This window comes from Klebsiella sp. HN106, from assembly GCF_051209435.1.
Taxonomy (GTDB): domain Bacteria; phylum Pseudomonadota; class Gammaproteobacteria; order Enterobacterales; family Enterobacteriaceae; genus Klebsiella; species Klebsiella oxytoca.
In genome coordinates, this window is the sequence record NZ_JBLURD010000011.1 from 82,996 (window position 1) to 107,776 (window position 24,781).

Genomic DNA, 24,781 nt, shown 5'->3' on the forward strand with positions numbered 1-24,781 from the left:
TCCCACCGCCCGTGCAAAGCGGGCGGGTTGAAAAAGGTTACCTTATGTCCGAGCAGTTTCTCTATTTTTTGCAGCAGATGTTTAACGGCGTCACGCTGGGAAGCACCTATGCGCTGATTGCCATCGGCTATACCATGGTGTACGGCATTATCGGCATGATCAACTTCGCCCACGGCGAGGTGTATATGATTGGCAGCTACGTCTCCTTCATGATCATTGCCGCCCTGATGATGATGGGTATTGATACCAGCTGGCTGCTGGTTGCTGCCGGATTCGTCGGCGCTATCGTGATTGCCAGCGCCTACGGCTGGAGTATCGAGCGCGTGGCCTACCGGCCGGTTCGCAGCTCAAAACGCCTGATTGCGCTGATCTCCGCCATCGGGATGTCGATCTTCCTGCAAAACTACGTCAGTCTGACGGAAGGCTCGCGCGATGTCGCGCTGCCAAGCCTGTTTAACGGCCAGTGGACGGTGGGCAGTAGCGACAACTTCTCCGCGACCATTACCACCATGCAACTGGTGATCTGGGTGGTGACCTTTATCGCCATGCTGGCGCTAACGCTGTTTATTCGCTATTCCCGCATGGGGCGCGCCTGCCGCGCCTGCGCTGAAGATCTGAAAATGGCCAGCCTGCTCGGGATTAACACCGACCGCGTCATTGCGCTGACCTTTGTGATCGGCGCGGCAATGGCGGCGGTTGCCGGCGTTCTGCTCGGACAGTTTTACGGCGTTATCAACCCCTACATCGGCTTTATGGCCGGGATGAAGGCCTTCACCGCTGCGGTTCTGGGCGGCATCGGCAGCATTCCTGGCGCGATGATCGGCGGGCTGATCCTCGGTATTGCCGAAGCGCTCTCTTCTGCCTATCTCAGCACGGAATATAAAGACGTGGTCTCGTTCGCGCTGCTGATCCTGGTTCTGCTGGTGATGCCTACCGGCATCCTGGGCCGTCCGGAGGTAGAAAAAGTATGAAACCGATGCATTTTGCGATGGCGCTGCTGTCGGCAGTTATGTTCTTTATCCTGGCGGGCGTCTTTATGGGCGTGCAGCTGGAGCTTGACGGCACGAAGCTGGTGGTGGATACCGCCGCCGATATCCGCTGGCAGTGGATCTTTATCGGAACCGCAGTGGTTTTCTTCTTCCAGCTGCTGCGTCCCATTTTTCAGAAAACCTTGAAGAACGTCTCCGGGCCGAAGTTTATTCTGCCGGCTATCGACGGTTCGACGGTAAAACAGAAGCTGTTCCTGATCGCCCTGCTGGTTATCGCCGTGGCGTGGCCGTTTATGGTGTCGCGCGGGACGGTGGATATCGCCACGCTGACGATGATCTATATCATCCTCGGCCTGGGTCTTAACGTGGTGGTGGGGCTTTCCGGCCTGTTGGTGCTGGGCTACGGCGGCTTTTATGCCATCGGCGCCTATACCTTTGCGCTGCTGAACCACTATTACGGCCTGGGGTTCTGGACCTGCCTGCCGCTGGCGGGGCTGGTTTCGGCGGCGGCGGGCTTCCTGCTTGGCTTCCCGGTCCTGCGTCTGCGCGGCGACTATCTGGCGATTGTCACGCTCGGCTTCGGCGAAATCGTGCGCATCCTGCTGCTTAACAACACCGAAATAACCGGCGGCCCGAACGGCATTAGCCAGATCCCAAAACCGACGCTCTTCGGCCTTGAATTTAGCCGCAGCGCCCGTGAAGGCGGCTGGGATACGTTCAGCAACTTCTTTGGCGTGAAGTACGACCCCTCCGATCGCGTCATTTTCCTCTACCTGGTCGCTCTGCTGCTGGTGGTGTTAAGTCTGTTCGTGATTAACCGTCTGCTGCGTATGCCGCTGGGCCGCGCGTGGGAAGCGCTGCGCGAAGATGAAATCGCCTGTCGCTCGCTGGGCCTCAGCCCGACGCGCATCAAGCTGACCGCTTTTACCATCAGCGCCGCGTTTGCCGGTTTTGCCGGCACCCTGTTCGCCGCCCGTCAGGGCTTTGTCAGCCCGGAATCCTTCACCTTCGCCGAGTCGGCCTTTGTGCTGGCGATTGTGGTTCTCGGCGGTATGGGCTCCCAGTTTGCGGTGATCCTGGCGGCGGTTCTGCTGGTGGTCTCGCGCGAGCTGATGCGTGATTTCAATGAGTACAGCATGCTGATGCTGGGCGCGCTGATGGTTCTGATGATGATCTGGCGTCCGCAGGGCCTTCTGCCGATGACGCGTCCGCAGCTGAAGCTGAAAAACGGTCAGGCAAAAGGAGAGCAGGCATGAGTCAGCCATTATTATCCGTAAACGGCCTGATGATGCGTTTTGGCGGTCTGCTGGCGGTTAACAACGTGTCGCTGGAGCTGCGGGAACGGGAAATTGTCTCGCTTATCGGCCCGAACGGCGCGGGCAAAACCACCGTTTTTAACTGTCTGACCGGTTTCTACAAGCCCACTGGCGGCACTATTATGCTGCGTGACCAGCATCTGGAAGGGCTGCCGGGCCAGCAGATTGCCCGCATGGGCGTAGTGCGAACGTTCCAGCACGTGCGTCTGTTCCGCGAAATGACGGTGATTGAAAACCTGCTGGTGGCACAGCATCAGCAGCTGAAAACCGGGGTTTTCTCCGGCCTGCTGAAGACGCCATCCTTCCGCCGCGCCCAGAGCGAAGCGCTCGATCGCGCCGCGACCTGGCTTGAGCGTATTGGCCTGCTCGAACACGCCAACCGCCAGGCCAGTAACCTGGCCTACGGCGACCAGCGCCGTCTGGAGATCGCCCGCTGCATGGTGACCCAGCCGGAAATCCTGATGCTGGATGAGCCCGCCGCGGGGCTAAACCCGAAAGAGACCAAAGAGCTGGATGAGTTGATCGTCGAGCTGCGCAGCCATCACAACACCACCATCCTGCTGATTGAGCACGATATGAAGCTGGTGATGGGCATTTCCGACCGTATTTACGTGGTAAACCAGGGCACGCCGCTGGCCAACGGTACGCCGGAAGCGATCCGCAACAACCCGGACGTGATCCGCGCCTATTTAGGTGAAGCATAATGGTGGTGACGCATAAGATGGAAAAAGTGATGTTATCTTTTGACAACGTCAGCGCGCATTACGGCAAAATCCAGGCGCTGCACAACGTCAGTCTGCATATCAATCAGGGAGAAATTGTCACCCTGATTGGTGCCAACGGTGCGGGGAAAACCACGCTGCTGGGTACCCTGTGCGGCGACCCGCGCGCCTCCAGCGGCCGCGTGGTTTTCGACGGTAAAGATATTACCGACTGGCAGACGGCGAAAATCATGCGCGAAGCGGTGGCGATCGTGCCGGAAGGGCGCCGGGTCTTCTCGCGGATGACGGTGGAAGAGAACCTGGCGATGGGCGGTTTTTTTGCCGATCGCGACCAGTTTCAGACCCGTATTAAATGGGTGTATGAGCTGTTTCCGCGCCTGCATGAGCGCCGGGTTCAGCGGGCGGGCACCATGTCCGGCGGCGAGCAGCAGATGCTGGCCATCGGGCGCGCGCTGATGAGCCAGCCGCGCCTGCTGCTGCTGGATGAGCCTTCGCTCGGCCTGGCGCCGATTATCATTCAGCAAATCTTCGATACCATCGAACAACTGCGCGAGCAGGGGATGACTATCTTCCTCGTCGAGCAGAACGCCAACCAGGCGCTGAAGCTGGCCGACCGCGGCTACGTGCTGGAAAACGGTCACGTGGTGCTGGAGGATACCGGCGACGCGCTGCTGGCGAATGAAGCGGTACGCAGCGCCTATCTGGGCGGGTAGTGTAATCAAGACGCCCGGCAGGAACGCCAGAACGGTATATTAAAGAGGTTCGCTATTCACACCAAACGCCCGGCATCTGCCGGGCGTTTTACTTGACTCCTACAGCTCCAGAGAGCGTTTCCACAGCATAAAATCATACTGTTCGAGCGCATCCGCTTTGGTGCGCCAGGTTCCGCTGGCGGTAGCGATGATTTTCTCAAACAGGCCGTCGGCGATATCCGCCAGCGGCGTGCCTTCGATAATCGGCCCGCAGTCATAATCGATAATATCCGGCATCTTTTTTGCGAGCGCGGTGTTGGTTGAAACTTTGAGAACCGGAACGATAGGGTTCCCCGTCGGCGTACCCAACCCGGTTGAGAAGATCACCACGTTGCACCCCGCCGCGACCAGGCCCGTTACCGCGTCCACATCGTTGCCCGGCGTGCAGACCAGCGAAAGGCCGCTTTCTCCCATCGGTTCGGCATAGTCGCATACCGCGCTAACCGGCGCTCTGCCGCCTTTTTTCGCCGCGCCGGCGGATTTTATCGCGTCAGTGATCAGCCCATCGGCAATGTTTCCCGGGCTGGGGTTATCGGCGATGGTGGTGCCGAAGAAGTTCGCGACATGCTCATAGTTTTTCATCAGCGACAAAAACTTCTCTTTCAGCTCCCGGGTCGCGCAGCGCTGAACGATATCCCCTTCCGCGCCGCACAGCTCGGGGAATTCCGCCAGCCCCGACGCGCCGCCGAGGGCGACGAGGCGGTCTGATACTTCGCCCATCGCCGGGTTTGCGCTGATCCCCGAGAACCCGTCAGAAGCGCCGCACTTCACGCCGATTTTGAGGTGGGAGAGCGGGACGTCCTGCCGCTCGGCGACGGGGGCTTCGCGGATCGCGTTATAAGTTTCGGTCAACGCATCCTGCATCATTTTCTCTTCGCTACTCCAGTCCTGCTGCCTGAAGTAAATAATCGGTTTGCTGAAGTTCGGGTTGCGCTTCGCCAGCGCGGCGTTGAAATCAACAATTCGCGCTTTTTCACAGCCGAGAGCAAAAACCGTCACGCCAAGAACGTTAGGATGATCGGAATAGGCGGCCAGCACGTCGCACATCGTCATGCTGTCCGAGGTGGCGCCGCCGCAGCCGGAATTAACGGTAATACAGCGAATACCGTCAAGATGCGGAAAGGGCAGATGTCGGGTATCGTTTAAAGCCCCTGCCGATGTCACCTGGCGAGCAAAATTTTTCAGGCCGTTATTGGCGTAGCCAAGGGCGTCGTTTAGCGCATCGGTGACGCGCTGAACGTTGCGGTTTTCACAGAATACCAGCGGAATGACCAGCCAGTAGTTTGCGGTGGCGACCCGGCCATCTTCACGCACGATTCCCTTAAACGTCCGCTGCTGCCAGGCGGAAATATCCGGCTGCTGCCAGTCATAGGGGGCGACATCGTCAAGCGTAACCGGGGCCGCGTAGTGTTTGATATTCTCCGTTGTGATGGCTTCGCCCCGGGTGATGGGGCGCGTCGCTTTACCGACCGGTACGCCGTACAGCGAAACGATATCGCCGGGCGCAATATCCTCGGTGGCAAATTTATGTTTGGCTTTGACATCGCTACGCAGAACGTAGGCCTCATCGTTCCAGTGAACCCGCTGTTCTTTGCGTAAGTCCTGCAGCGCAACGATTAAGTTATCAGTAGGGTCAATCTTTAAGATGGTCTGCATGTTATTTATCCTTTGTTATAAGCGCATCAGGACTTAGTGATGGGTAACCGCAACGCCGTTTGTCGCTTTTCTGCCGGCAAGAGCGGCAATCAGCAGCGCACAGCAGACGGTAATCAGCGACAGTGCGACCAGGCCCGCCGAATCATTGCCGAAGAAGGTATCGACCTCAACGCGAATGAGCGGCGCCAGGAAGCTACAAAACGCGCCCATGGTGGTGCAAAAGCCGATACTGGCGGCCAGCGCCGAGCCTGACACAATCTGCGCCGGGAAAGTCCAGAAAATGGGTTGCACGGAGAGAAAGCCGATGGCCGACAGCGAGAGCGCGGCAATGGCGAGCACCGGGCCGGACCAGGCAGAAACAAACAGCCCCAGCGCCGCAGCCAGCATGCAGATGACCGAAATCAGTACCCGGCGAGCCGGCATTTTGTCCGCCAGACGCGGAATGTAATAGACGCCGACGGCGGAGCAGGCCCACGGAATGGCGGCGACCAGCGACTCTTTAAAGCCGAGCGTGGAACCCATTAGCGAGGCGACTTGCGAAGGCAGGAAGAACATCAGTCCGTACACGCTGATCTGGATGGTGCCGTAGATCAGCGCCAGGTGCCAGACTTTAAGGCTTTTCAGCGCGGTACCAACGCTGCTGGTTTCCGTCTGCCGCTGCTCCTGCTGTAGCTGGGCAATCAGCGCCTTTTTCTCTTCTTCGTTCAGGAAGCGCGCTTTGGCTGGCGTATCGTCGAGCCAGAACCAGGCGAAGATCCCCATGATGACCGCCGGAATGCCTTCAATAAAGAACATCCAGAACCAGCCGGGTTTACCGAGGAAACCGTGCATTTCCAGCAGCGCGCCGGAGATGGGCGAGCCTAAGGTCAGCGCCAGCGGCACGCCGAGTACGAAGATACCGACGACGGATGCGCGAACTTTATTGGGAAAGTAGATGGAGGCCAGCAGCAGAATACCGGGATAAAAACCGGCTTCGCCTAATCCCAGTAAAAAACGCAGAACAATAAACTGGGTTTCCGTCTGCACCAGTCCGGTGAGGGCAGAGAGAACGCCCCACAGCGCAGTAGTGATGCTTAACCATTTCTGCGCGCCAATTTTATTCAGGATCAGGTTTGCGGGAATGCCAAATAGCGCATAGGCGGCGAAAAAGATCCCTGCCCCGAGGGCGAAGGCGGAATTGGAGAGCCCAATATCCACCTGCATCGCCTCTTTAGCGAATCCCACGTTCACCCTGTCGATAAAGGCGATGAAGTACAAAATAAACATCAGTGGCACCAGGCGCTTCCATGATTTCGTAATCGCGGAATTGAGGGCCGGATTGTCGTAAGCTGTGATGGTTTTCATAATACCTCCGCGTGGGGGTCAGGCATTAATTTCAATACCAGCACGGGAAAGTATCCGCAAAATACTTTCGGTCTGGCCGGTTGTGAGTGAGCTAAACGGTGGCGTGCAGCGGTCGGACTGAATAATTCCGCGCAGCTGTAGCGCTTTTTTAAATGTTGGAATGAACGGATCGTTAACCGCGTAAATATCCATTAACCCATCCACTTTTTGCTGATACCGCGAAATTTGCTGCAAATCGTTATCGTTAAATGCCAGCATCCAGTCGCGGAATATTTCAGGGCAAATATTGGATAACCCGCCGATACATCCATCGCCCCCCGCCAGGACATTGTGCGCGAAGTTATTGTCATAACCGGCATAGACTTCAAAATACGGTAGTTCAGATTTTACCTGGCGAATCACCTGCGACGTGTGATTGGTGTCCGGAATGGTGTCTTTAAGACCGACAATGTTTGGGAACTCTCTGGCAAGTCGTAAACAGACCTCTGGCGAGACGCAATAGCCGGTACGTTCCGGGAAGTTATAAATAAATATTTTGGCGGCGGTGCGGCGAGCTATCTGGCTATAAAATGTATAAATGCCTTCATCAGTCAGGCGGAAGTACCACGGGCTGATAATCATGACGCCATCCAGTCCGCACTCATCTGCATAGTTAGCCAGCTCTACGCACTCGTCAATATCCATGCGGCTGGTACCCGCATAGGCCTTTATTCCCTCGCGCGGGAACTCTGCCGCCATTTGAATTACCTGACGGGATGTTTTCATATCCAGCGAGAAAAACTCACCGGTACTGCCCATGACGACAAATCCCGATACGCTGCTTTTAATGAAATCATACAGGCGAAAGTTGCCTTCAGGATCCAGCCTGCCCTGCTCATCAAAAACCGTTATTGCCGGGGTGATGTAATGACTTTGCATATTAAACCTCTTTGTTGTTCGTATATACAAACTGTGTTTGTATTTGCGATTAAGCATAAGTAAACACGCCATCGACGTGAAGTCAAATGGCGCCAAAGTCGTGCGGATAATTGATTAAATCAATGAATAGATGGGGAATTATGCAGAATAGTCGGGCGCCACGGTGGATCATTAAATATCGGTATTGTGTGGGTAATCACAATTCCGAAGGCGCCGTTGGCAAATAAATCAGTAATTTTTAATATCAGGCAGCTTATTCAGCACGCTTTCGATACGACCCTTGGCCTCTTTTAGCGCACGAATCACCTGCTGCGTTTTTTCATCGCTGGCGCGGAAAGAGGGCAATGAGACGCTGATCGCCGCCAGAATAATGCCTTTCTGTTGCAGGGGGACGGCGAAGCAGATGGTATCGTCGTTGATTTCCCGATCGTCCATGGCATAACCGTTGGCGGCAACCATATCCAGCTGCTGACGAAGCTGGGCCATATTCGTTACGCTGCGGGCGGTAACGGAAGGAAAACCCTGCGGATAGAGCTCCAGAATCTCTTCGTCGCGGTGCTTATGCAGCAGCGCCTTGCCCAGGGCGGAGCAGATTGCCGGCAGGCGCGTCCCTACCTTAGAGACCAGCTGCACGGTTTGATCGCCCTGGACTTTATCAACATACAGTACCCAGGCGTCATCCAGAATGCCGAGCTGGCAAACTTCGTTGCATTCAGTGACCACCGCGTGCATTTCGCTATTGATCGTTTTCAGCCAGAACTCTTTTTCGACGGTGGCGCTGGCCAGAACCGCGCAGGAGATCCCCAGAGTGTAAATCCCGTTGCGATCGTCGTGACTGATATATTTGCGATACTGCAGTGATTTGAGGATCGGGAAAATGGTTCCCTTGGAAATATCCGTTTTGAGCGATAGCTCGGAAAGCGTCATTCCATCCGCGTTGGCTAAGGTTTCCAGAATGAGCAAAACGCGCTCGGTAGGTTTATGAAGCGTCTTCATATTTTTCCTTTTGACGGCTCGCCGTAGAGTGCTCTTTAACGCACTCTATTTAACTACAGATCCCCGTTTATCTGTAGTCTGCGCCGCCTCTCTTTTTCCTTTGCCATTTCCCTGCCACTTTTTTTTCACCGTTTCATCATGTTTTTGCCAATTTATTGTAATATTTTTGTAATGCAATAGTTATTTTTCTGTCATTCGAGCATGTCATGTTACCCCCGCGAACATAAAACGCGTGAAATCGCGCATCCGGAACAACAAGAGAGATAACCGATGATATCGTTACGACATACAGCTTTAGGACTGGCGCTCAGCCTGGCATTTGCCGGACAAGCCCTGGCGGTAACCACTATCCCATTCTGGCACTCGATGGAAGGGGAGTTGGGGAAAGAAGTTGATTCACTGGCGCAACGTTTCAATGCAGCCAACCCGGACTATAAAATTGTCCCGGTGTATAAAGGCAACTATGAGCAGAGCCTGAGCGCAGGCATCGCCGCCTTCCGTACCGGCAACGCGCCGGCGCTATTACAGGTTTATGAAGTCGGCACCGCGACGATGATGGCCTCAAAGGCGATTAAGCCGGTTTATCAGGTGTTCAGCGATGCGGGCATTCAGTTTGACGAAACGCAGTTCGTTCCCACCGTTTCCGGTTATTACACTGATTCGAAAACCGGACACCTGCTCTCTCAACCGTTTAACAGCTCCACGCCGGTGTTGTACTACAACAAAGACGCCTTTAAAAAAGCCGGGTTAGATCCGGAACAGCCGCCGAAAACCTGGCAGGATCTGGCGGCGTATACCGCGAAGCTGAAGGCTGCCGGGATGAAATGCGGCTACGCCAGCGGCTGGCAGGGCTGGATCCAGATTGAAAACTTCAGCGCCTGGCACGGCCTGCCGGTGGCCACCAAAAACAACGGCTTCGACGGTACCGACGCGGTGCTGGAGTTCAACAAGCCGGAGCAGGTCAAGCATATCGCCCTGCTCGAAGAACTGAACAAGAAAGGCGACTTCAGCTACTTCGGGCGTAAAGACGAATCCACCGAGAAGTTCTATAACGGCGACTGCGCCATTACCACCGCCTCCTCCGGCTCGCTGGCGGATATTCGTCAGTACGCGAAGTTCAACTATGGCGTAGGGATGATGCCGTACGACGCCGACGTGAAAGGCGCGCCGCAAAACGCCATTATCGGCGGGGCCAGCCTGTGGGTGATGCAGGGGAAAGACAAAGAAACCTATACCGGGGTCGCCAGATTCCTCGATTTCCTGACTAAACCGGAAAACGCGGCCGAATGGCACCAGAAAACTGGCTATCTGCCGATTACCACCGCTGCTTATAACCTGACCCGCGAGCAGGGTTTCTATGATAAGAATCCGGGTGCGGATATTGCGACGCGTCAGATGCTGAATAAGCCGCCGCTGCCGTTCACCAAAGGGCTGCGTCTGGGCAATATGCCGCAGATCCGCACCATCGTGGATGAAGAGCTGGAAAGCGTGTGGACCGGTAAGAAAACGCCCCAGCAGGCGCTTGACGCCGCGGTTGAGCGCGGTAATCAGCTGCTGCGCCGTTTCGAACAGTCAACGAAGTCGTAATCTTTTAGCCCGTCCCTCATCCTCACCCTCTCCCGAAAGCGGAGAGGGACCGTTCGGCGCACTCCTCTTCCTTGCCTTTTGGGAGAGGGCCGGGGTGAGGGGAAAACAACGCAGAGTTTAACTATGTCATCATCCCGTCCGGTGTTTAAATCCCGCTGGCTGCCCTATGTGCTGGTCGCGCCGCAGCTGGTTATCACCGTCGTATTCTTTATCTGGCCCGCTGGCGAAGCGCTGTGGTATTCGCTGCAGAGCGTCGATCCTTTTGGGCTCTCCAGCCAGTTTGTCGGCCTGGACAACTTTTTAGCCCTGTTCCACGATCCGTATTACCTGGACTCCTTCTGGACCACCATTAAGTTCAGTACGATGGTTACCGTCAGCGGTCTGCTGATCTCGCTGTTTTTCGCCGCACTGGTCGATTATGTGGTGCGCGGCAGCCGCTTCTATCAAACGCTGATGCTCCTGCCCTATGCCGTTGCGCCCGCGGTGGCGGCGGTGCTGTGGATCTTCTTATTCAACCCTGGACGCGGGCTGATTACCCATCTTCTCGACGAAATGGGCTATGACTGGAACCACGCACAGAATAGCGGTCAGGCGATGTTCCTCGTGGTTTTCGCCTCGGTCTGGAAGCAAATTAGTTACAACTTCCTGTTCTTCTTTGCTGCGCTGCAATCGATTCCCCGCTCGCTGGTTGAAGCCGCCGCGATTGACGGCGCCGGGCCGGTTCGCCGCTTCTTCAGGCTGGCGCTACCGCTGATCGCCCCGGTGAGTTTCTTCCTGCTGGTAGTGAATCTGGTGTACGCCTTCTTTGATACCTTTCCGGTTATCGATGCCGCAACCGGCGGCGGGCCGGTGCAGGCGACGACGACGCTGATTTATAAGATCTACCGTGAAGGTTTCGCGGGGCTCGACCTGTCCGCTTCCGCCGCCCAGTCGGTGGTGCTGATGTTCCTCGTCATTATTCTGACGGTGGTGCAATTCCGTTACGTTGAGAAAAAGGTGCGCTACCAATGATTGAAAACCGTCGCGGGCTGACGATTTTCAGCCACACGATGCTGATTTTAGGGATCGCGGTCATTCTGTTCCCGCTGTATGTCGCCTTTGTTGCGGCGACGCTGGACAGTAAAGCGGTCTTTGACACGCCGATGACGCTGATACCCGGCGGGCATCTTCTCGAAAACATGAAGTTTATCTGGGTGAACGGCGTAGGGGCCAATAGCGCGCCGTTCTGGCTGATGATGCTCAACAGCTTCATCATGGCCTTCGGCATCACGGTGGGCAAAATTACGGTCTCGATGCTCTCCGCTTTCGCCATCGTCTGGTTTCGTTTTCCGCTGCGCAACCTGTTCTTCTGGATGATCTTCATCACGCTGATGCTGCCGGTTGAGGTGCGTATTTTCCCGACGGTGGAAGTGATCGCCAACCTGAAAATGCTCGACAGCTATGCCGGACTCACGCTGCCGCTGATGGCCTCGGCGACCGCGACCTTCCTGTTTCGCCAGTTCTTTATGACCCTGCCGGACGAGCTTATCGAGGCCGCACGTATCGACGGCGCATCGCCGATGCGCTTTTTCCGCGACATCGTCCTGCCGCTGTCGAAAACCAACCTGGCGGCGCTGTTCGTCATCACCTTTATTTACGGCTGGAACCAGTATTTGTGGCCGCTGCTGATTATTACCGACGTGAATCTCGGCACCGCGGTCGCGGGCATCAAAGGGATGATCGCCATCGGCCAGGGCACCACGCAGTGGAATCAGGTGATGGCGGCGATGCTGCTCACATTGATTCCTCCGGTAGTCATCGTTTTAGCCATGCAGCGCGCGTTTGTGCGTGGTTTAGTGGATAGTGAGAAATAAAATGGCAGGACTGAAGCTACAGGCAGTAACCAAAAGCTGGGATGGCAAAACCCAGGTGATCCAACCGCTGACGCTGGACGTTGCGGACGGCGAATTTATTGTGATGGTGGGCCCTTCGGGCTGCGGAAAATCAACCCTGCTGCGTATGGTGGCGGGTCTGGAGCGGGTTACCAGCGGCGATATCTGGATTGACCGCAAGCGTGTTACCGAAATGGAACCGAAAGATCGCGGCATCGCGATGGTGTTCCAGAACTACGCCCTCTACCCGCATATGAGCGTGGAAGAGAATATGGCGTGGGGTCTGAAAATTCGCGGTTTGGGCAAAGGATTAATTGCTGAGCGCGTCCAGGAGGCGGCGCGCATTCTGGAGCTGGACGGCCTGCTGAAACGCCGTCCGCGCGAACTCTCAGGCGGCCAGCGCCAACGCGTGGCGATGGGACGGGCTATCGTACGCGATCCGGCGGTATTCCTGTTTGATGAGCCGCTCTCCAACCTCGATGCTAAACTGCGCGTGCAGATGCGTCTTGAGCTGCAGCAGCTGCACCGACGGCTGAAAACCACCTCGCTGTACGTGACTCACGATCAGGTAGAGGCGATGACCCTCGCGCAGCGGGTAATGGTGATGAATAAAGGTATTGCCGAGCAGATTGGTACGCCGGTCGAAGTCTATGAAAAACCGGCCAGCCGCTTTGTGGCGAGCTTTATCGGCAGCCCGGCAATGAACCTGCTGGACGGTCGGGTCAGCGACGACGGAAGCCGCTTTGAGCTTGAGAGCGGGATGCTTTTACCCATTAACGGCGAGCATCGCCGCTATGCCGGGCGTAAGATGACGCTGGGTATCCGTCCGGAACATTTTGCTTTAAGCTCCCGGACGGAAGGGGGCGTACCGCTGGTGATGGATACTCTGGAAATTTTAGGCGCCGATAACCTTGCTCACGGGCGCTGGGGCGCGCAAAAGCTGGTGGTCCGGCTGCCGCACCAGCAGCGTCCGCAGGCGGGCAGCACTCTGTGGCTGCATCTGCCGCAGGAAAGTCTGCACCTTTTTGATAGTGAAACAGGACAACGCGCATGAGTCACTGGCCTTATCCCCATATCGTCGCCCACCGCGGCGGCGGTAAACTGGCCCCGGAAAATACCCTGGCGGCCATCGATACTGGCGCTCGTTACGGCCATACGATGATTGAGTTTGACGCTAAGTTATCGAAAGACGGGCACATTTTTTTACTGCACGATGACAATCTTGAACGCACCAGCAACGGCTGGGGCGTGGCGGGCGAGCTGGCGTGGAACGATCTGCTAAAAGTGGATGCCGGCAGCTGGTACAGCGGCAAATTCAAAGGCGAGCCGCTGCCGCTGCTGAGCGAAGTGGCCGATCGCTGCCGTCAGCACGGCATGATGGCCAATATCGAAATTAAACCGACCACCGGCACCGGCCTGGTGACCGGTAAAGCGGTGGCGCTGGCGGCGCGTGAGCTGTGGCAGGGAATGACGCCGCCGCTGCTCTCATCGTTTGAAATCGATGCGCTGGAAGCGGCGCAGGAAGCAGCGCCCGAACTACCGCGTGGGCTACTGCTGGATGAGTGGCGCAACGACTGGCGCGAACTCACCGCGCGTCTTGGCTGCGTCTCTATTCATCTCAACCACAAGCTGCTGGATGAAGCGCGAGTGGCAAACCTGAAGGCTGCGGGCCTGCATATTCTCGTCTATACCGTTAATAAACCGCAGCGTGCCGCCGAACTGCTGCGTTGGGGCGTTGACTGTATCTGCACCGATGCGATTGATCTCATCGGCCCACGCTTTTCGGCATAACAGGCGGCAGGCGGCCTTACGGGGTCGTCTGGCGCTGCAGCATCCCACCGTTGTTGTTGGGTAGAGGCTGCTGCCGGTTCAGGTTGTTATTCTGCTGTACCCGCTGCCGATCGTTATTCAACTGCGTCTGAAGATGCTGCTGCTGCGTGCGCGACTGGCTCTGAATACCCTGCTTCAGATTGTTTTGCTGCTGCATTTGCTGGGTCTGCATCTGATTTTGCATCCGCTGCTGGCTGGGCACCACGTACCCCGGCTGATTGGGGTTATTGTCGATATTGATCGGCTGCGCCATGACGCTCAGCGGGACCAGCGCCGCCAGATATAACATTGCTTTCATTGTTCTCTCCTCACTTCGTGGGATCGCTTAAGTCTACTCCGTTTCCGGCGTAACAATGATCTTTTAGGACTTATCAGCCAGGCTTATACCCTAAATAATTCGAGTCGCAAGAAGGTGGCTCCCGATGAGCTTACTCAGGTAAGCGATGCGGGTGACGAGCGCGGACAGCGTAAGTGCGGCCTGAAGTATAACGGGTATCGACGGGGATAAAACACAATTCAGGAGTATGACAATGAGAAGAACAACGCTCTGGCGTCAGGTGGTCATCGCTGCGCTGCTGGCGGGCGGCAGTTTTACCGTCGCGGCAGATCCCGCCCCGCCTCCGGTCTCGTATGGTGTAGAGGAAGATGTTTTTCATCCGGTTCGCGCTCAGCAGGGGATGGTTGCCTCGGTGGATACGCTGGCAACGAAGGTTGGCGTGGATATTTTACGTCAGGGCGGCAATGCGGTGGATGCTGCCGTGGCGGTGGGCTACGCGCTGGCGGTCACCCATCCGCAGGCCGGTAATATCGGCGGCGGCGGGTTTATGATGCTGCGAACCAAAGACGGTAATACCACGGCAATTGACTTCCGCGAGATGGCCCCTGAACAAGCCACCCGCGATATGTTTCTCGACGATCAGGGCAATCCGGACAGTAAGAAATCGCTGACCTCCCATCTGGCTTCCGGCATCCCGGGAACCGTGGCCGGCTTCTCCCTCGCGCTGGAGAAATACGGCACGATGCCGCTCAACAAAGTGATCCGTCCGGCCATTAAGCTGGCGGAAGAGGGCTTCACGGTCAACGATGCGCTGGCCGACGATCTGAAAACCTACGGCAGCGAAGTGATCCCCGACCATGCCAACAGCCGGGCTATCTTCTGGAAAAACGGCGAGCCGCTGAAAAAGGGCGATAAGCTGGTGCAAAAACAGCTGGGGAAAAGCCTGGAGCTGATTGCCGAGCTGGGGCCAGATGCCTTCTATAAAGGGGCGATCGCCGACCAGATTGCCGCGGAGATGAAGAATAACGGCGGACTAATCACCAAAGCGGATCTGGCGAATTACAACGCGGTTGAACGTACGCCGGTGAGCGGCGAGTATCGCGGCTATCAGGTGTTCTCCATGCCGCCCCCATCGTCCGGGGGCATTCATATCGTGCAGATCCTGAATATCCTCGAAAACTTCGATATGCATAAGTACGGCTTCGGCAGCGCCGACGCCATGCAGGTGATGGCCGAAGCTGAAAAGCACGCCTATGCCGACCGTTCGGAATACCTTGGCGATCCGGACTTCGTCAAGGTGCCGTGGCAGGCGCTGACCAGCAAAGCCTACGCTAAATCGATTGCCGGGCAGATTGATGTCAATAAGGCGAAGCCGTCGAGCCAGATTCGCCCCGGCAAGCTGGCCCCCTATGAAAGCAACCAGACTACCCATTTCTCGGTGGTGGATAAGGACGGTAACGCCGATGCGGTGACCTATACGCTGAACACCACCTTTGGCACCGGTATCGTGGCGGGGAACTCAGGCATTCTGCTGAACAATCAGATGGATGATTTCTCAGCTAAACCCGGCGTGCCGAACGTCTACGGGCTGGTGGGCGGCGACGCTAACGCCGTCGAGGCGAAAAAACGTCCGCTGTCATCGATGTCGCCAACGATTGTGGTGAAAGATGGCAAAACCTGGCTGGTGACCGGTAGCCCGGGCGGCAGCCGCATCATCACCACGGTACTGCAGATGGTGGTGAACACCATCGACTTTGGGATGAACGTCGCGGAAGCCACCAACGCCCCGCGCTTCCACCATCAATGGCTGCCGGACGAACTGCGGGTAGAGAAGGGGTTTAGCCCGGATACGCTGAAGCTGCTGGAGAGCAAAGGGCAGAAAGTGGCGGTGAAAGAGGCGATGGGCAGCACCCAGAGTATTATGGTTGGCCCGGATGGCACGCTGTACGGCGCATCCGATCCGCGTTCGCCGGATGATTTAACCGCAGGGTATTAGGTTTACCCTCAACTAACCCTCTCCCTGCCGGGAGAGGGTTAGTTGAGCTTCACCCCTTCAGCCGCGCCATAAAGTAGGCATCGACATATTCGCCGTTGCGCAGGGCATACTTTCTCCCCGTCCCTTCAATTTCAAAGCCTAATTTCTGATATACCGCAACCGCGGGAGCGTTATCCACAAACACCGTCAACTCAATACGGTCAACGCGGAGCCAGTTGTCGCACATGTCGATCATGGTGCGAATCAGCTCACTGGCAACGCCGCGATTGTGCCATCGTGAATCCACGCAAATGCCGAAATCGGCGACGTGGCTCCGGCGCGGGCGCTGGATAACCTCAATGGCGAGGTGTCCCACGACCTGGTCATCTATGCTGGCGACCAGCTGTTTGACGCCCGGTCGGTCGGTTAGTCGCTCGTGCCACATATGGCTGGAAGGATGAGGAACCTGTAGCGTATTGCGATATACCTCCGGCTGAGCATGGATCTGACGGATTGCGTCGTAATCTTTGGCTTCGGCATGGCGTATCACTATGTCGCTCATTCTTCATTTTCCTTGATGGGTTAATCGTCCTTCTAAACATCACTGACTTTAAAAGAGGGATCAACGACTATTTTTTGCAAAAAGAGGTGGACAAGTGCGAATGAGAATGATTATTATTGCTTTGCGTTCAGGGAGACCCTTGCGGAAAGCCTGAAAGCACGACATTGCTCACATTGCTTCCAGTATTACTTTAGCCAGCCGGGTGCTGGCTTTTTTTTTTGCTTTTTTTCAGCCTGCGCCCGGATGTGGGTTACTGCGCCGCTTCGGCAGTATGCGCTTCCGCTCTCTCTTTCGTTTCTACCGCGGTATCTGTGATGAATCCCACCACGTTGTTCTTTTCCGCGACCGGCGGCAGCACTTCTGCCTGGCCGGAAAACACGCCGCCCTTTTTAATGGCCAGCGTACGGTAGGCCAGCGTTCCGGTGACGTTACCGTTTTTATCGATTTCAATGGTATCGCTACTGCACTGGCCGATGACGCAGCCGTCAATAACCAGTTCGCGGCAGGTAATGTTTCCCTCCAGCAGGCCGCCGGTCATGATCTTAATTTGGTTCTCTTTCGCGTCGATATCGCCGCTCACCATGCCGTAGATATCGACATTACCCGCCGCAATAATGTTTCCTTCAAAGCGCATGCCGCTGGCGATGACCGTGGTATCCGGCTTCCTGGCCGCAGAGGTGACTTTGTCGTTGACCGGCGCGGGTACGCTGGCTGGCTGTGGCGTAACGTCGATAGTTTTATTCTTTTTAAACATATGGTTAACCCGATGGTATTGAAAATGAAAAACGAAGGATGACAGGGAGAAAGAACCAGATAACAAGGCCATGTACGTGGATTCGAAGCACCATGCCAGCAGGCCAAGCAGCCAGAAGAGAAGAGCGCTATTTATGGCTAAGTACTTGCTTTCCATGCGAATGAGATGGCTACTCCTTAGTCATCGTGGGTTGGAAAAGAGAAGGACGATGTGGCTTACTAACCGCCAGCGCGCTGGATAAAAAATGTTCTCTTCCTGAGGGTTTCTCTTATCCAGAAATTAGTCTGCGGGGTCAATCATTTTGAACGGTAAATTTAACATTTCAGAATATACCCCTCTGAATGTAGGGTTTAAGTTCGCTGCTGGCTTGCGCTATGGTTAATAGCAGCGATATTAACTAAGGACAGCGTTATGACTTTACACTGCGCATTTATTGGATTCGGCAAAAGTACCACCCGCTACCATCTTCCCTATGTTTTGCACCGAAAAGACCGCTGGCATGTGGCGCATATCTTCCGCCGCAGCGCCAGGCCGGAGGAGCAGGCGCCGCAGTATTCGCACATCCACTTCACCAGCGATCTCGATGAAGTGCTTAACGACCCGCAGGTCAAGCTGGTGATCGTGTGTACCCACGCGGACAGCCATTTTGACTATGCCAAACGGGCGCTGGAGGCGGGTAAAAATGTGCTGGTCGAAAAGCCTTTTACGCCGACTCTGGACGAGGCGAAGACGCTATTCGCGCTGGCGAAAAGCAAAGGGCTGACGGTCACTCCGTACCAGAACCGCCGCTTTGACTCCTGCTTTCTGACCACGAAGAAAGTCATTGAGAGCGGCAAACTGGGGGAGCTCGTCGAGATTGAAAACCATTTCGATAACTATCGCCCGATAGATGGTGGAAAGCCTGGCCTGCCGCAGGATGGGACGTTCTATGGTCTGGGGGTCCATACCATGGACCAAATTATTGCTCTGTTTGGCCGCCCGGATCATGTGTCTTACGACATTCGTAGCCTGCGCAACCAGGCCAACCCGGACGATACTTTTGAGGCCCAGCTGTTCTACGGCAATCTGAAAGCGATTGTTAAATCCAGCCATCTGGTGAAGCTGCCCTACCCAAAATTCATCGTCCATGGTCATAAAGGGTCATTTATTAAATACGGTATCGACCAGCAGGAGACCAGCCTGAAGGCGAATATCATGCCCGGTGAGCCAGGATTCGGCGCGGACGATACGTTGGGCCTGCTGGAGTACGTCAATGAAGCAGGGGAAACCGTACGGGAAGAGGTTCCGCTTGAAACCGGCGACTATGGCCGCGTCTATGATTCGCTGTATGAAACCCTCGTTAACGGCCAGCCTAATTTCGTCAAGGAATCTGAGGTTCTCACGAATATCGAGATCCTTGAACGCGGCTTTGAGCAGCCGTCTCCCGCCACTATAACCCTTGCAGGATAAGCAACTCCGGCTCCTCTGTGCTTGTTCATATTTTTTGAACAGAGGAGTCAATTTTCACCCTCTATGATCGCCAGGGGATTGGGTCCACACTTATCCCATCGAAAACATATGGGGGTGCAACATGATCTACTTACGCAAAGCTAACGAACGCGGCCACGCTAACCACGGCTGGCTGGATTCCTGGCATACTTTCTCTTTCGCGAACTATTACGATCCTAACTTTATGGGCTTCTCGGCGCTGCGGGTTATCAACGATGACGTGATCGACGCAGGCCAGGGCTTCGGTACCCATCCGCATAAAGATATGGAAATTCTGACCTACGTGCTGGAAGGGGCCGTGGAGCATCAGGACAGCATGGGTAACAAAGAGCAGGTTCCGGCGGGTGAGTTTCAGATCATGAGCGCGGGTACCGGTATTCGTCACTCTGAGTACAACCCAAGCGCCACGGAAAAACTGCATCTGTACCAGATCTGGATTATGCCGGAAAAAAATGGCATCACTCCGCGCTACGAACAGCGCCGCTTTGACGCCGTTCAGGGCAAACAGCTGGTGCTGTCGCCGGATGCTCGCGAAGGCTCGCTGAAAGTGTACCAGGATATGGAACTGTACCGCTGGGCCCTGCTGAAAGATGAGCAGTCGGTGCATCAGATTGCCGCCGAACGCCGGGTGTGGATCCAGGTGGTGAAAGGTGAAGTCACCATCAACGGAACGAAGGCCACCACCAGCGATGGCCTGGCCATTTGGGACGAGCAGGCGATTTCCGTGCATGCTGACGGCGATAGCGAGATACTGCTGTTCGATCTGCCGCCAGTCTGATACGCGTCATCCTTCAAGCCGCATTTTTGTTGGCTCTCCTCACTCACCCCGGTCGCGTACCCCTTGTACGCTTCCGGGGGTTCGTTGCGTTGCCGCCTCAATGCAACTTGAATGATTTTGCGTATCCACTCTAAATTAATCTGTTAGCCCTCTTTTCTCCGGGAAGGTTGGGCTTTGTCCGTGATAAACTGAGAAAATGTCTCCCGTTTATCACAGTCAGGACGATGAAAAAGAAAAGACCCGTACTTCAGGATGTAGCCGATCTTGTCGGCGTGACCAAAATGACGGTCAGTCGCTATTTACGTAACCCGGAACAGGTTTCCGAAGCGCTGCGTGGCAAGATTGCCGTTGCTCTCGATGAACTGGGTTATATTCCTAATCGCGCCCCTGATATCCTCTCTAATGCGACCAGCCGCGCCATTGGCGTGCTGCTGCCCTCGTTAACTAACCAGGTCTTCTCGGAAGTGCTGCGCGGTATTGAAAGCGTAACCGACTCTTTCGGCTATCAGACTATGCTGGCGCACTACGGCTATAAGCCGGAAATGGAAGAAAAACGCCTGGAATCGATGCTCTCCTGGAATATTGACGGCCTGATCCTTACCGAACGGACCCATACGCCGCGAACCCTGAAGATGATTGAAGTCGCGGGTATCCCGGTTGTGGAGCTGATGGACAGTCAGTCGCCGTGCCTCGATATCGCCGTCGGCTTTGATAACTTTGAAGCGGCCCGACAGATGACCGCGGCGATTATCAATCATGGTCACCGTCACGTTGCCTATCTTGGCGCACGTCTTGATGAACGTACTATCATCAAACAGAAGGGGTATGAGCAAGCGATGCTTGATGCCGGAATGACGCCCTACAGCGTGATGGTTGAGCAGTCTTCTTCTTATTCATCGGGAATTGAGCTGATGCGCCAGGCGCGTCGCGAATATCCGCAGCTTGACGGCATTTTCTGTACCAACGATGACCTTGCGGTCGGCGCAGCGTTTGAGTGCCAGCGGCTGGGGCTTAAAATCCCTGACGATATGGCGATTGCCGGTTTCCACGGCCACGATATTGGTCAGGTGATGGAGCCGCGTCTGGCCAGCGTGCTGACGCCGCGTGAGCGTATGGGGCGGATTGGCGCTGAACGTCTGCTGGCGCGGATACGCGGTGAAGCGGTGACGCCTAAGATGTTAGATTTAGGTTTCACATTGTCACCGGGCGGATCTATTTAAACTGACAAATTTGAAGTAGATCACACATATTCACATCTGGCACGAATGGTTATTGCTTCTCCACTACTCCGGCATGACAATGTTACCGATAACAGTTACCCGTAACAATTAATCTGTACGCCAGTATTCCACGCCGTTAAACGCTGCCAGGCTGCGCGTATGTGTCCAGTGGGAGGAAGCTTTGAGCACGACTAACCATGATCACCACATCTATGTCCTGATGGGCGTTTCCGGCAGCGGGAAATCCGCTGTCGCCAGCGAAGTGGCGCATCAACTGCACGCCGCGTTTCTCGACGGCGACTTTCTTCATCCGCGCAGCAATATCAACAAGATGGCTTCCGGCGAACCGTTAAATGACGACGACCGCACCCCGTGGCTGCAGGCGCTGAACGATGCCGCCTTTGCTATGCAGCGCACCAATAAAGTGTCGCTGATTGTCTGCTCCGCGTTGAAAAAGAGCTATCGCGACATCCTGCGTAAAGGTAACCCGAACCTCTCCTTTATCTATCTGAAAGGTGATTTTGCGGTTATCGAACAACGTCTGAAGGCGCGTAAAGGCCACTTCTTTAAGACTCAGATGCTGGTTACGCAGTTTGAGACGCTGCAGGAACCGGGCGCGGATGAAAGCGATGTGTTAATCGTCGATATCGACCAGTCATTGGAAGGCGTGGTCGCCAGCACCATTGAGGTGATCAACAAAGGCAGTAACTAGTGAGTACATTAACGCTTGTTTTGACAGCAGTCGGCTCCGTTTTGCTGCTGCTGTTTTTAGTCATGAAGGCGCGTATGCATGCCTTCGTGGCTTTGATGGTGGTTTCTATTGGAGCAGGGCTTTTTTCCGGAATGCCGTTAGATAAGATCGCGGCGACGATGGAAAAAGGCATGGGCGGCACGCTGGGTTTTCTGGCTATCGTCGTCGCGTTAGGGGCTATGTTTGGTAAGATCCTGCATGAAACCGGCGCGGTCGACCAGATTGCCGTTAAGATGCTGAGATCTTTCGGCCACAATCGCGCCCATTATGCGATAGGTCTGGCCGGGCTTATCTGCGCGCTGCCGCTGTTTTTTGAAGTGGCGATCGTGCTGCTGATCAGCGTGGCTTTCTCAATGGCGCGCCATACCGGCACCAACCTTGTGAAGCTGGTGATCCCGCTGTTTGCTGGCGTAGCCGCCGCGGCCGCGTTCCTGCTACCGGGGCCTGCGCCGATGCTGCTCGCCTCGCAGATGCATGCCGACTTTGGCTGGATGATCCTGATTGGCCTGTGCGCCGCTATCCCGGGGATGATTATTGCCGGGCCGCTGTGGGGTAACTTCATCAGCCGCTATGTTGAACTGCACATTCCGGACGATATTAGCGAGCCACACCTTGGCGAAGGCAAAATGCCGTCGTTCGGCTTCAGCCTGTCGCTGATTCTGCTGCCGCTGGTGCTGGTTGGCCTGAAAACCATCGCCGCGCGCTTTGTGCCGGAAGGTTCTACCGCTTACGAATGGTTTGAGTTTATCGGCCATCCGTTTACCGCGATTCTGGTGGCGTGCCTGGTGGCTATCTATGGTCTGGCGGTACGTCAGGGAATGGCTAAAGATCGGGTGATGGAGATTTGCGGTCATGCGCTCCAGCCTGCGGGCATCATCCTGCTGGTCATCGGTGCGGGCGGGGTGTTTAAACAGGTGCTGGTCGACTCCGGCGTAGGCCCTGCCCTCGGTGAAGCGTTAACCGGTATGGGCCTGCCGATTGCCATCACCTGCTTCGTGCTGGCGGCGGCGGTGCGTATTATTCAGGGTTCCGCGACCGTTGCCTGCCTGACGGCAGTCGGGCTGGTGATGCCGGTTATTGAACAGCTGCACTACAGCGGCGCGCAGATGGCGGCGCTCTCTATCTGTATCGCCGGCGGTTCTATCGTGGTCAGCCACGTTAACGACGCGGGCTTCTGGTTGTTCGGCAAGTTTACCGGCGCGACCGAAGCGCAAACGCTGAAAACCTGGACGATGATGGAAACCATCCTCGGCACCGTCGGGGCGATTGTTGGTATGATTGCGTTTACGCTGTTGAGCTAAACGCCAAAGTGATAACCCGGCGGAGCGAAGCGATGCCGGGTTAATTTCATGCTCGACTTATATCGAAAACCTTTAGCTTTAACCCTCTCCCGATCTGCCACTATCAGAAATACGATAAACGTCATACGGCTCACAAACCCACGCCACGCCTGGTTTTTTCGGTCTTCTCCGCAAGAATAAAACAACCCAATTTCTGCTGTAATCCATAATCTTGATCAATAAAATAGCGGCGGAAAATATTCCCTTCTCAATCTAAATTCCCTGATAATTATTCGGGTATTCCGGGGTGCCAGTGACGGCGGCCGCCAGGCAAAATTAGCTGCGTTACTGATTGCCTGGCAATCATTGATTAATTTCACTTGCGACTTTAGCTGCATTTTGTAATGTGAAGGACTAACCAGTAGGAAACTGGCCTGGAACAAACAGCACACACCTCGCAGGAATACGTTATGAAAAATGTTGGTTTTATCGGCTGGCGCGGAATGGTCGGCTCTGTCCTCATGCAACGCATGGTAGAAGAGCGCGATTTTGACGCCATTCGCCCTGTTTTTTTCTCCACCTCCCAGTTGGGGCAGCCTGCTCCATCCTTTGGTGGCAGTACCGGTGGCACGCTTCAGGATGCATTCGATCTGGAAGCACTGAAGGCGCTGGACATTATTGTCACGTGTCAGGGCGGCGATTACACCAACGATATTTACCCGAAGCTGCGTGAAAGCGGCTGGCAGGGCTACTGGATTGACGCCGCCTCTTCGCTGCGCATGAAAGACGACGCCATCATTATTCTTGACCCGGTGAACCAGGATGTCATTACCGCAGGTCTGAACAACGGCGTTAAAACCTTTGTCGGCGGCAACTGTACCGTTAGCCTGATGCTGATGTCCCTCGGCGGCCTGTTTGCTCAGGATCTGGTTGAGTGGGTGAGCGTGGCGACTTACCAGGCGGCTTCCGGCGGCGGTGCGCGTCATATGCGCGAACTGCTGACCCAGATGGGCCAGCTGCACAGCCATGTTGCGGCTGAGCTGGCGGATCCGGCTTCCGCAATCCTGGAGATTGAACGCAAAGTCACCTCTTTGACCCGCAGCGGCGAACTGGCGGTGGATAACTTTGGCGTTCCTCTGGCGGGCAGCCTGATCCCATGGATCGACAAACAGCTGGATAACGGCCAGAGCCGTGAAGAGTGGAAAGGCCAGGCGGAGACTAACAAAATCCTCGCGACCGCCTCACCGATTCCGGTAGACGGCCTGTGCGTTCGCGTTGGCGCGCTGCGCTGCCATAGCCAGGCGTTTACCATCAAGCTGAAAAAAGATGTTTCTATTCCGACCGTTGAAGAACTGCTGGCCGCGCACAACCCGTGGGCCAAAGTGGTGCCGAACGATCGTGATATTACTATGCGTGAGCTGACCCCGGCTGCCGTCACCGGCACCCTGACCACCCCGGTGGGGCGCCTGCGTAAACTGAATATGGGGCCGGAGTATCTGTCGGCGTTCACCGTTGGTGACCAGCTACTGTGGGGGGCCGCCGAGCCGCTCCGCCGTATGCTAAGACAGCTGGCGTAGTCGTCACAAGATGAGAAAAGGGGTGTTGAAACACCCCTTTTTTTTGCGTAATACAAGGAGTAAACGCGAATGTTAGATTTTTCCCAACGGAGGTAACTCAGCCTTGGCTATGCTTTAAGTAAGGAGTCATGACGTCTC

General features: G+C 55.6%; 23 protein-coding genes. 16 read left to right on the forward strand and 7 right to left on the reverse strand.

Annotated features, from left to right (window positions below):
- Positions 1 to 44: 44 nt before the first annotated feature.
- The 4 genes from livH to livF are packed head-to-tail and all read left to right on the forward strand — an operon-like array spanning position 45 to position 3,740.
- Positions 45 to 971, forward strand: a complete 927-nt coding sequence (gene livH / locus ACSIPU_RS21760; RefSeq protein ID WP_004106541.1) for a high-affinity branched-chain amino acid ABC transporter permease LivH — start codon at positions 45 to 47, stop codon at positions 969 to 971.
- A complete protein-coding gene (livM, locus tag ACSIPU_RS21765) occupies positions 968 to 2,245 on the forward strand; it encodes a branched chain amino acid ABC transporter permease LivM (RefSeq protein ID WP_024274785.1) in 1,278 nt (425 codons plus the stop codon). The genes livH and livM overlap by 4 nt, the downstream gene beginning before the upstream one ends.
- The gene (gene livG, locus ACSIPU_RS21770) at positions 2,242 to 3,009 is read left to right on the forward strand and encodes a high-affinity branched-chain amino acid ABC transporter ATP-binding protein LivG (RefSeq protein ID WP_004106537.1); all 768 of its coding nucleotides are present in this window, start codon (positions 2,242 to 2,244) and stop codon (positions 3,007 to 3,009) included. The genes livM and livG overlap by 4 nt, the downstream gene beginning before the upstream one ends.
- Positions 3,010 to 3,026: 17 nt before the next feature.
- Positions 3,027 to 3,740: a high-affinity branched-chain amino acid ABC transporter ATP-binding protein LivF gene (gene livF, locus ACSIPU_RS21775; RefSeq protein ID WP_004126158.1), complete on the forward strand. Its 714-nt coding sequence runs from the start codon at positions 3,027 to 3,029 to the stop codon at positions 3,738 to 3,740.
- A 99-nt stretch (positions 3,741 to 3,839) separates the two neighbouring features.
- Here the strand turns inward: livF and ACSIPU_RS21780 are convergent, their stop codons facing one another.
- The 4 genes from ACSIPU_RS21780 to ACSIPU_RS21795 form a co-directional block, all read right to left on the reverse strand.
- Complete coding sequence (locus ACSIPU_RS21780; RefSeq protein WP_004116062.1) at positions 3,840 to 5,435, reverse strand: UxaA family hydrolase; 1,596 nt, start codon at positions 5,433 to 5,435, stop codon at positions 3,840 to 3,842.
- A gap of 33 nt (positions 5,436 to 5,468) precedes the next feature.
- On the reverse strand, positions 5,469 to 6,779 hold the full coding sequence (locus ACSIPU_RS21785) for an MFS transporter (protein ID WP_004116060.1): 1,311 nt from the start codon (positions 6,777 to 6,779) through the stop codon (positions 5,469 to 5,471).
- A gap of 18 nt (positions 6,780 to 6,797) precedes the next feature.
- Complete coding sequence (locus ACSIPU_RS21790; protein WP_024274784.1) at positions 6,798 to 7,697, reverse strand: dihydrodipicolinate synthase family protein; 900 nt, start codon at positions 7,695 to 7,697, stop codon at positions 6,798 to 6,800.
- A gap of 228 nt (positions 7,698 to 7,925) precedes the next feature.
- Positions 7,926 to 8,693, reverse strand: a complete 768-nt coding sequence (locus ACSIPU_RS21795; RefSeq protein ID WP_004106526.1) for an IclR family transcriptional regulator — start codon at positions 8,691 to 8,693, stop codon at positions 7,926 to 7,928.
- Between the two features lie 270 nt (positions 8,694 to 8,963).
- On the opposite strand from ACSIPU_RS21795, the gene ugpB reads away from it, so the two are divergent.
- The 5 genes from ugpB to ugpQ all read left to right on the forward strand — a co-directional run bounded on the left by ugpB (position 8,964) and on the right by ugpQ (position 13,942).
- Complete coding sequence (ugpB, locus tag ACSIPU_RS21800; protein ID WP_004106515.1) at positions 8,964 to 10,280, forward strand: sn-glycerol-3-phosphate ABC transporter substrate-binding protein UgpB; 1,317 nt, start codon at positions 8,964 to 8,966, stop codon at positions 10,278 to 10,280.
- Positions 10,281 to 10,403: 123 nt separating this feature from the next.
- Positions 10,404 to 11,291, forward strand: coding sequence for a sn-glycerol-3-phosphate ABC transporter permease UgpA (ugpA, locus tag ACSIPU_RS21805; protein WP_024274783.1), 888 nt, complete (start codon positions 10,404 to 10,406; stop codon positions 11,289 to 11,291).
- On the forward strand, positions 11,288 to 12,133 hold the full coding sequence (gene ugpE / locus ACSIPU_RS21810; RefSeq protein ID WP_004116045.1) for a sn-glycerol-3-phosphate ABC transporter permease UgpE: 846 nt from the start codon (positions 11,288 to 11,290) through the stop codon (positions 12,131 to 12,133). Before ugpA ends, ugpE begins: the two co-directional genes overlap by 4 nt.
- 1 nt (position 12,134) lies before the next feature.
- Positions 12,135 to 13,205 carry a sn-glycerol-3-phosphate import ATP-binding protein UgpC gene (locus ACSIPU_RS21815; RefSeq protein ID WP_024274782.1) on the forward strand — a complete coding sequence of 357 codons (1,071 nt, stop codon included), beginning with the start codon at positions 12,135 to 12,137 and terminating at the stop codon, positions 13,203 to 13,205.
- A complete protein-coding gene (gene ugpQ / locus ACSIPU_RS21820; protein WP_004106507.1) occupies positions 13,202 to 13,942 on the forward strand; it encodes a glycerophosphodiester phosphodiesterase in 741 nt (246 codons plus the stop codon). The genes ACSIPU_RS21815 and ugpQ overlap by 4 nt, the downstream gene beginning before the upstream one ends.
- A gap of 16 nt (positions 13,943 to 13,958) precedes the next feature.
- On the opposite strand, the gene ACSIPU_RS21825 is transcribed toward ugpQ, so the two are convergent.
- Positions 13,959 to 14,279 (reverse strand): DUF2756 family protein, encoded by a 321-nt coding sequence (locus ACSIPU_RS21825; protein ID WP_004106506.1) that lies wholly within the window; start codon positions 14,277 to 14,279, stop codon positions 13,959 to 13,961.
- A 232-nt stretch (positions 14,280 to 14,511) separates the two neighbouring features.
- Here ACSIPU_RS21825 and ggt point away from each other — a divergent pair, with 232 nt between their 5' ends.
- Positions 14,512 to 16,254 (forward strand): gamma-glutamyltransferase, encoded by a 1,743-nt coding sequence (gene ggt / locus ACSIPU_RS21830; protein WP_196558210.1) that lies wholly within the window; start codon positions 14,512 to 14,514, stop codon positions 16,252 to 16,254.
- Positions 16,255 to 16,303: 49 nt separating this feature from the next.
- Here the strand turns inward: ggt and yhhY are convergent, their stop codons facing one another.
- A complete protein-coding gene (yhhY, locus tag ACSIPU_RS21835; protein ID WP_004106504.1) occupies positions 16,304 to 16,795 on the reverse strand; it encodes an N-acetyltransferase in 492 nt (163 codons plus the stop codon).
- A 250-nt stretch (positions 16,796 to 17,045) separates the two neighbouring features.
- Complete coding sequence (locus tag ACSIPU_RS21840; protein ID WP_435322267.1) at positions 17,046 to 17,705, reverse strand: bactofilin family protein; 660 nt, start codon at positions 17,703 to 17,705, stop codon at positions 17,046 to 17,048.
- 255 nt (positions 17,706 to 17,960) lie between these two features.
- On the opposite strand from ACSIPU_RS21840, the gene ACSIPU_RS21845 reads away from it, so the two are divergent.
- The 6 genes from ACSIPU_RS21845 (at position 17,961) to asd (ending at position 24,643) form a co-directional block, all read left to right on the forward strand.
- Positions 17,961 to 18,998 (forward strand): oxidoreductase, encoded by a 1,038-nt coding sequence (locus ACSIPU_RS21845; protein WP_004106502.1) that lies wholly within the window; start codon positions 17,961 to 17,963, stop codon positions 18,996 to 18,998.
- 121 nt (positions 18,999 to 19,119) lie between these two features.
- Entirely contained in the window at positions 19,120 to 19,815 is a 696-nt protein-coding gene (yhhW, locus tag ACSIPU_RS21850; RefSeq protein ID WP_004106500.1) for a quercetin 2,3-dioxygenase, read from the forward strand.
- A 224-nt stretch (positions 19,816 to 20,039) separates the two neighbouring features.
- Positions 20,040 to 21,035 (forward strand): gluconate operon transcriptional repressor GntR, encoded by a 996-nt coding sequence (gene gntR / locus ACSIPU_RS21855; RefSeq protein ID WP_004106498.1) that lies wholly within the window; start codon positions 20,040 to 20,042, stop codon positions 21,033 to 21,035.
- A 181-nt stretch (positions 21,036 to 21,216) separates the two neighbouring features.
- A complete protein-coding gene (gene gntK, locus ACSIPU_RS21860) occupies positions 21,217 to 21,747 on the forward strand; it encodes a gluconokinase (protein WP_004106496.1) in 531 nt (176 codons plus the stop codon).
- Positions 21,747 to 23,087 carry a gluconate transporter gene (gene gntU / locus ACSIPU_RS21865; protein ID WP_004106495.1) on the forward strand — a complete coding sequence of 447 codons (1,341 nt, stop codon included), beginning with the start codon at positions 21,747 to 21,749 and terminating at the stop codon, positions 23,085 to 23,087. Before gntK ends, gntU begins: the two co-directional genes overlap by 1 nt.
- Before the next feature lie 449 nt (positions 23,088 to 23,536).
- Entirely contained in the window at positions 23,537 to 24,643 is a 1,107-nt protein-coding gene (gene asd, locus ACSIPU_RS21870; RefSeq protein ID WP_004106493.1) for an aspartate-semialdehyde dehydrogenase, read from the forward strand.
- Positions 24,644 to 24,781 lie beyond the last annotated feature (138 nt).

Coding starts and splice junctions, on each gene's coding strand:
- livH (WP_004106541.1), top strand. CDS start 45: ATGTCCGAGCAGTTTCTCTATTTTTTGCAGCAGATGTTTAACGGCGTC.
- livM (WP_024274785.1), top strand. CDS start 968: ATGAAACCGATGCATTTTGCGATGGCGCTGCTGTCGGCAGTTATGTTC.
- livG (WP_004106537.1), top strand. CDS start 2,242: ATGAGTCAGCCATTATTATCCGTAAACGGCCTGATGATGCGTTTTGGC.
- livF (WP_004126158.1), top strand. CDS start 3,027: ATGGAAAAAGTGATGTTATCTTTTGACAACGTCAGCGCGCATTACGGC.
- ACSIPU_RS21780 (WP_004116062.1), bottom strand. CDS start 5,435: ATGCAGACCATCTTAAAGATTGACCCTACTGATAACTTAATCGTTGCG.
- ACSIPU_RS21785 (WP_004116060.1), bottom strand. CDS start 6,779: ATGAAAACCATCACAGCTTACGACAATCCGGCCCTCAATTCCGCGATT.
- ACSIPU_RS21790 (WP_024274784.1), bottom strand. CDS start 7,697: ATGCAAAGTCATTACATCACCCCGGCAATAACGGTTTTTGATGAGCAG.
- ACSIPU_RS21795 (WP_004106526.1), bottom strand. CDS start 8,693: ATGAAGACGCTTCATAAACCTACCGAGCGCGTTTTGCTCATTCTGGAA.
- ugpB (WP_004106515.1), top strand. CDS start 8,964: ATGATATCGTTACGACATACAGCTTTAGGACTGGCGCTCAGCCTGGCA.
- ugpA (WP_024274783.1), top strand. CDS start 10,404: ATGTCATCATCCCGTCCGGTGTTTAAATCCCGCTGGCTGCCCTATGTG.
- ugpE (WP_004116045.1), top strand. CDS start 11,288: ATGATTGAAAACCGTCGCGGGCTGACGATTTTCAGCCACACGATGCTG.
- ACSIPU_RS21815 (WP_024274782.1), top strand. CDS start 12,135: ATGGCAGGACTGAAGCTACAGGCAGTAACCAAAAGCTGGGATGGCAAA.
- ugpQ (WP_004106507.1), top strand. CDS start 13,202: ATGAGTCACTGGCCTTATCCCCATATCGTCGCCCACCGCGGCGGCGGT.
- ACSIPU_RS21825 (WP_004106506.1), bottom strand. CDS start 14,279: ATGAAAGCAATGTTATATCTGGCGGCGCTGGTCCCGCTGAGCGTCATG.
- ggt (WP_196558210.1), top strand. CDS start 14,512: ATGAGAAGAACAACGCTCTGGCGTCAGGTGGTCATCGCTGCGCTGCTG.
- yhhY (WP_004106504.1), bottom strand. CDS start 16,795: ATGAGCGACATAGTGATACGCCATGCCGAAGCCAAAGATTACGACGCA.
- ACSIPU_RS21840 (WP_435322267.1), bottom strand. CDS start 17,705: ATGGAAAGCAAGTACTTAGCCATAAATAGCGCTCTTCTCTTCTGGCTG.
- ACSIPU_RS21845 (WP_004106502.1), top strand. CDS start 17,961: ATGACTTTACACTGCGCATTTATTGGATTCGGCAAAAGTACCACCCGC.
- yhhW (WP_004106500.1), top strand. CDS start 19,120: ATGATCTACTTACGCAAAGCTAACGAACGCGGCCACGCTAACCACGGC.
- gntR (WP_004106498.1), top strand. CDS start 20,040: ATGAAAAAGAAAAGACCCGTACTTCAGGATGTAGCCGATCTTGTCGGC.
- asd (WP_004106493.1), top strand. CDS start 23,537: ATGAAAAATGTTGGTTTTATCGGCTGGCGCGGAATGGTCGGCTCTGTC.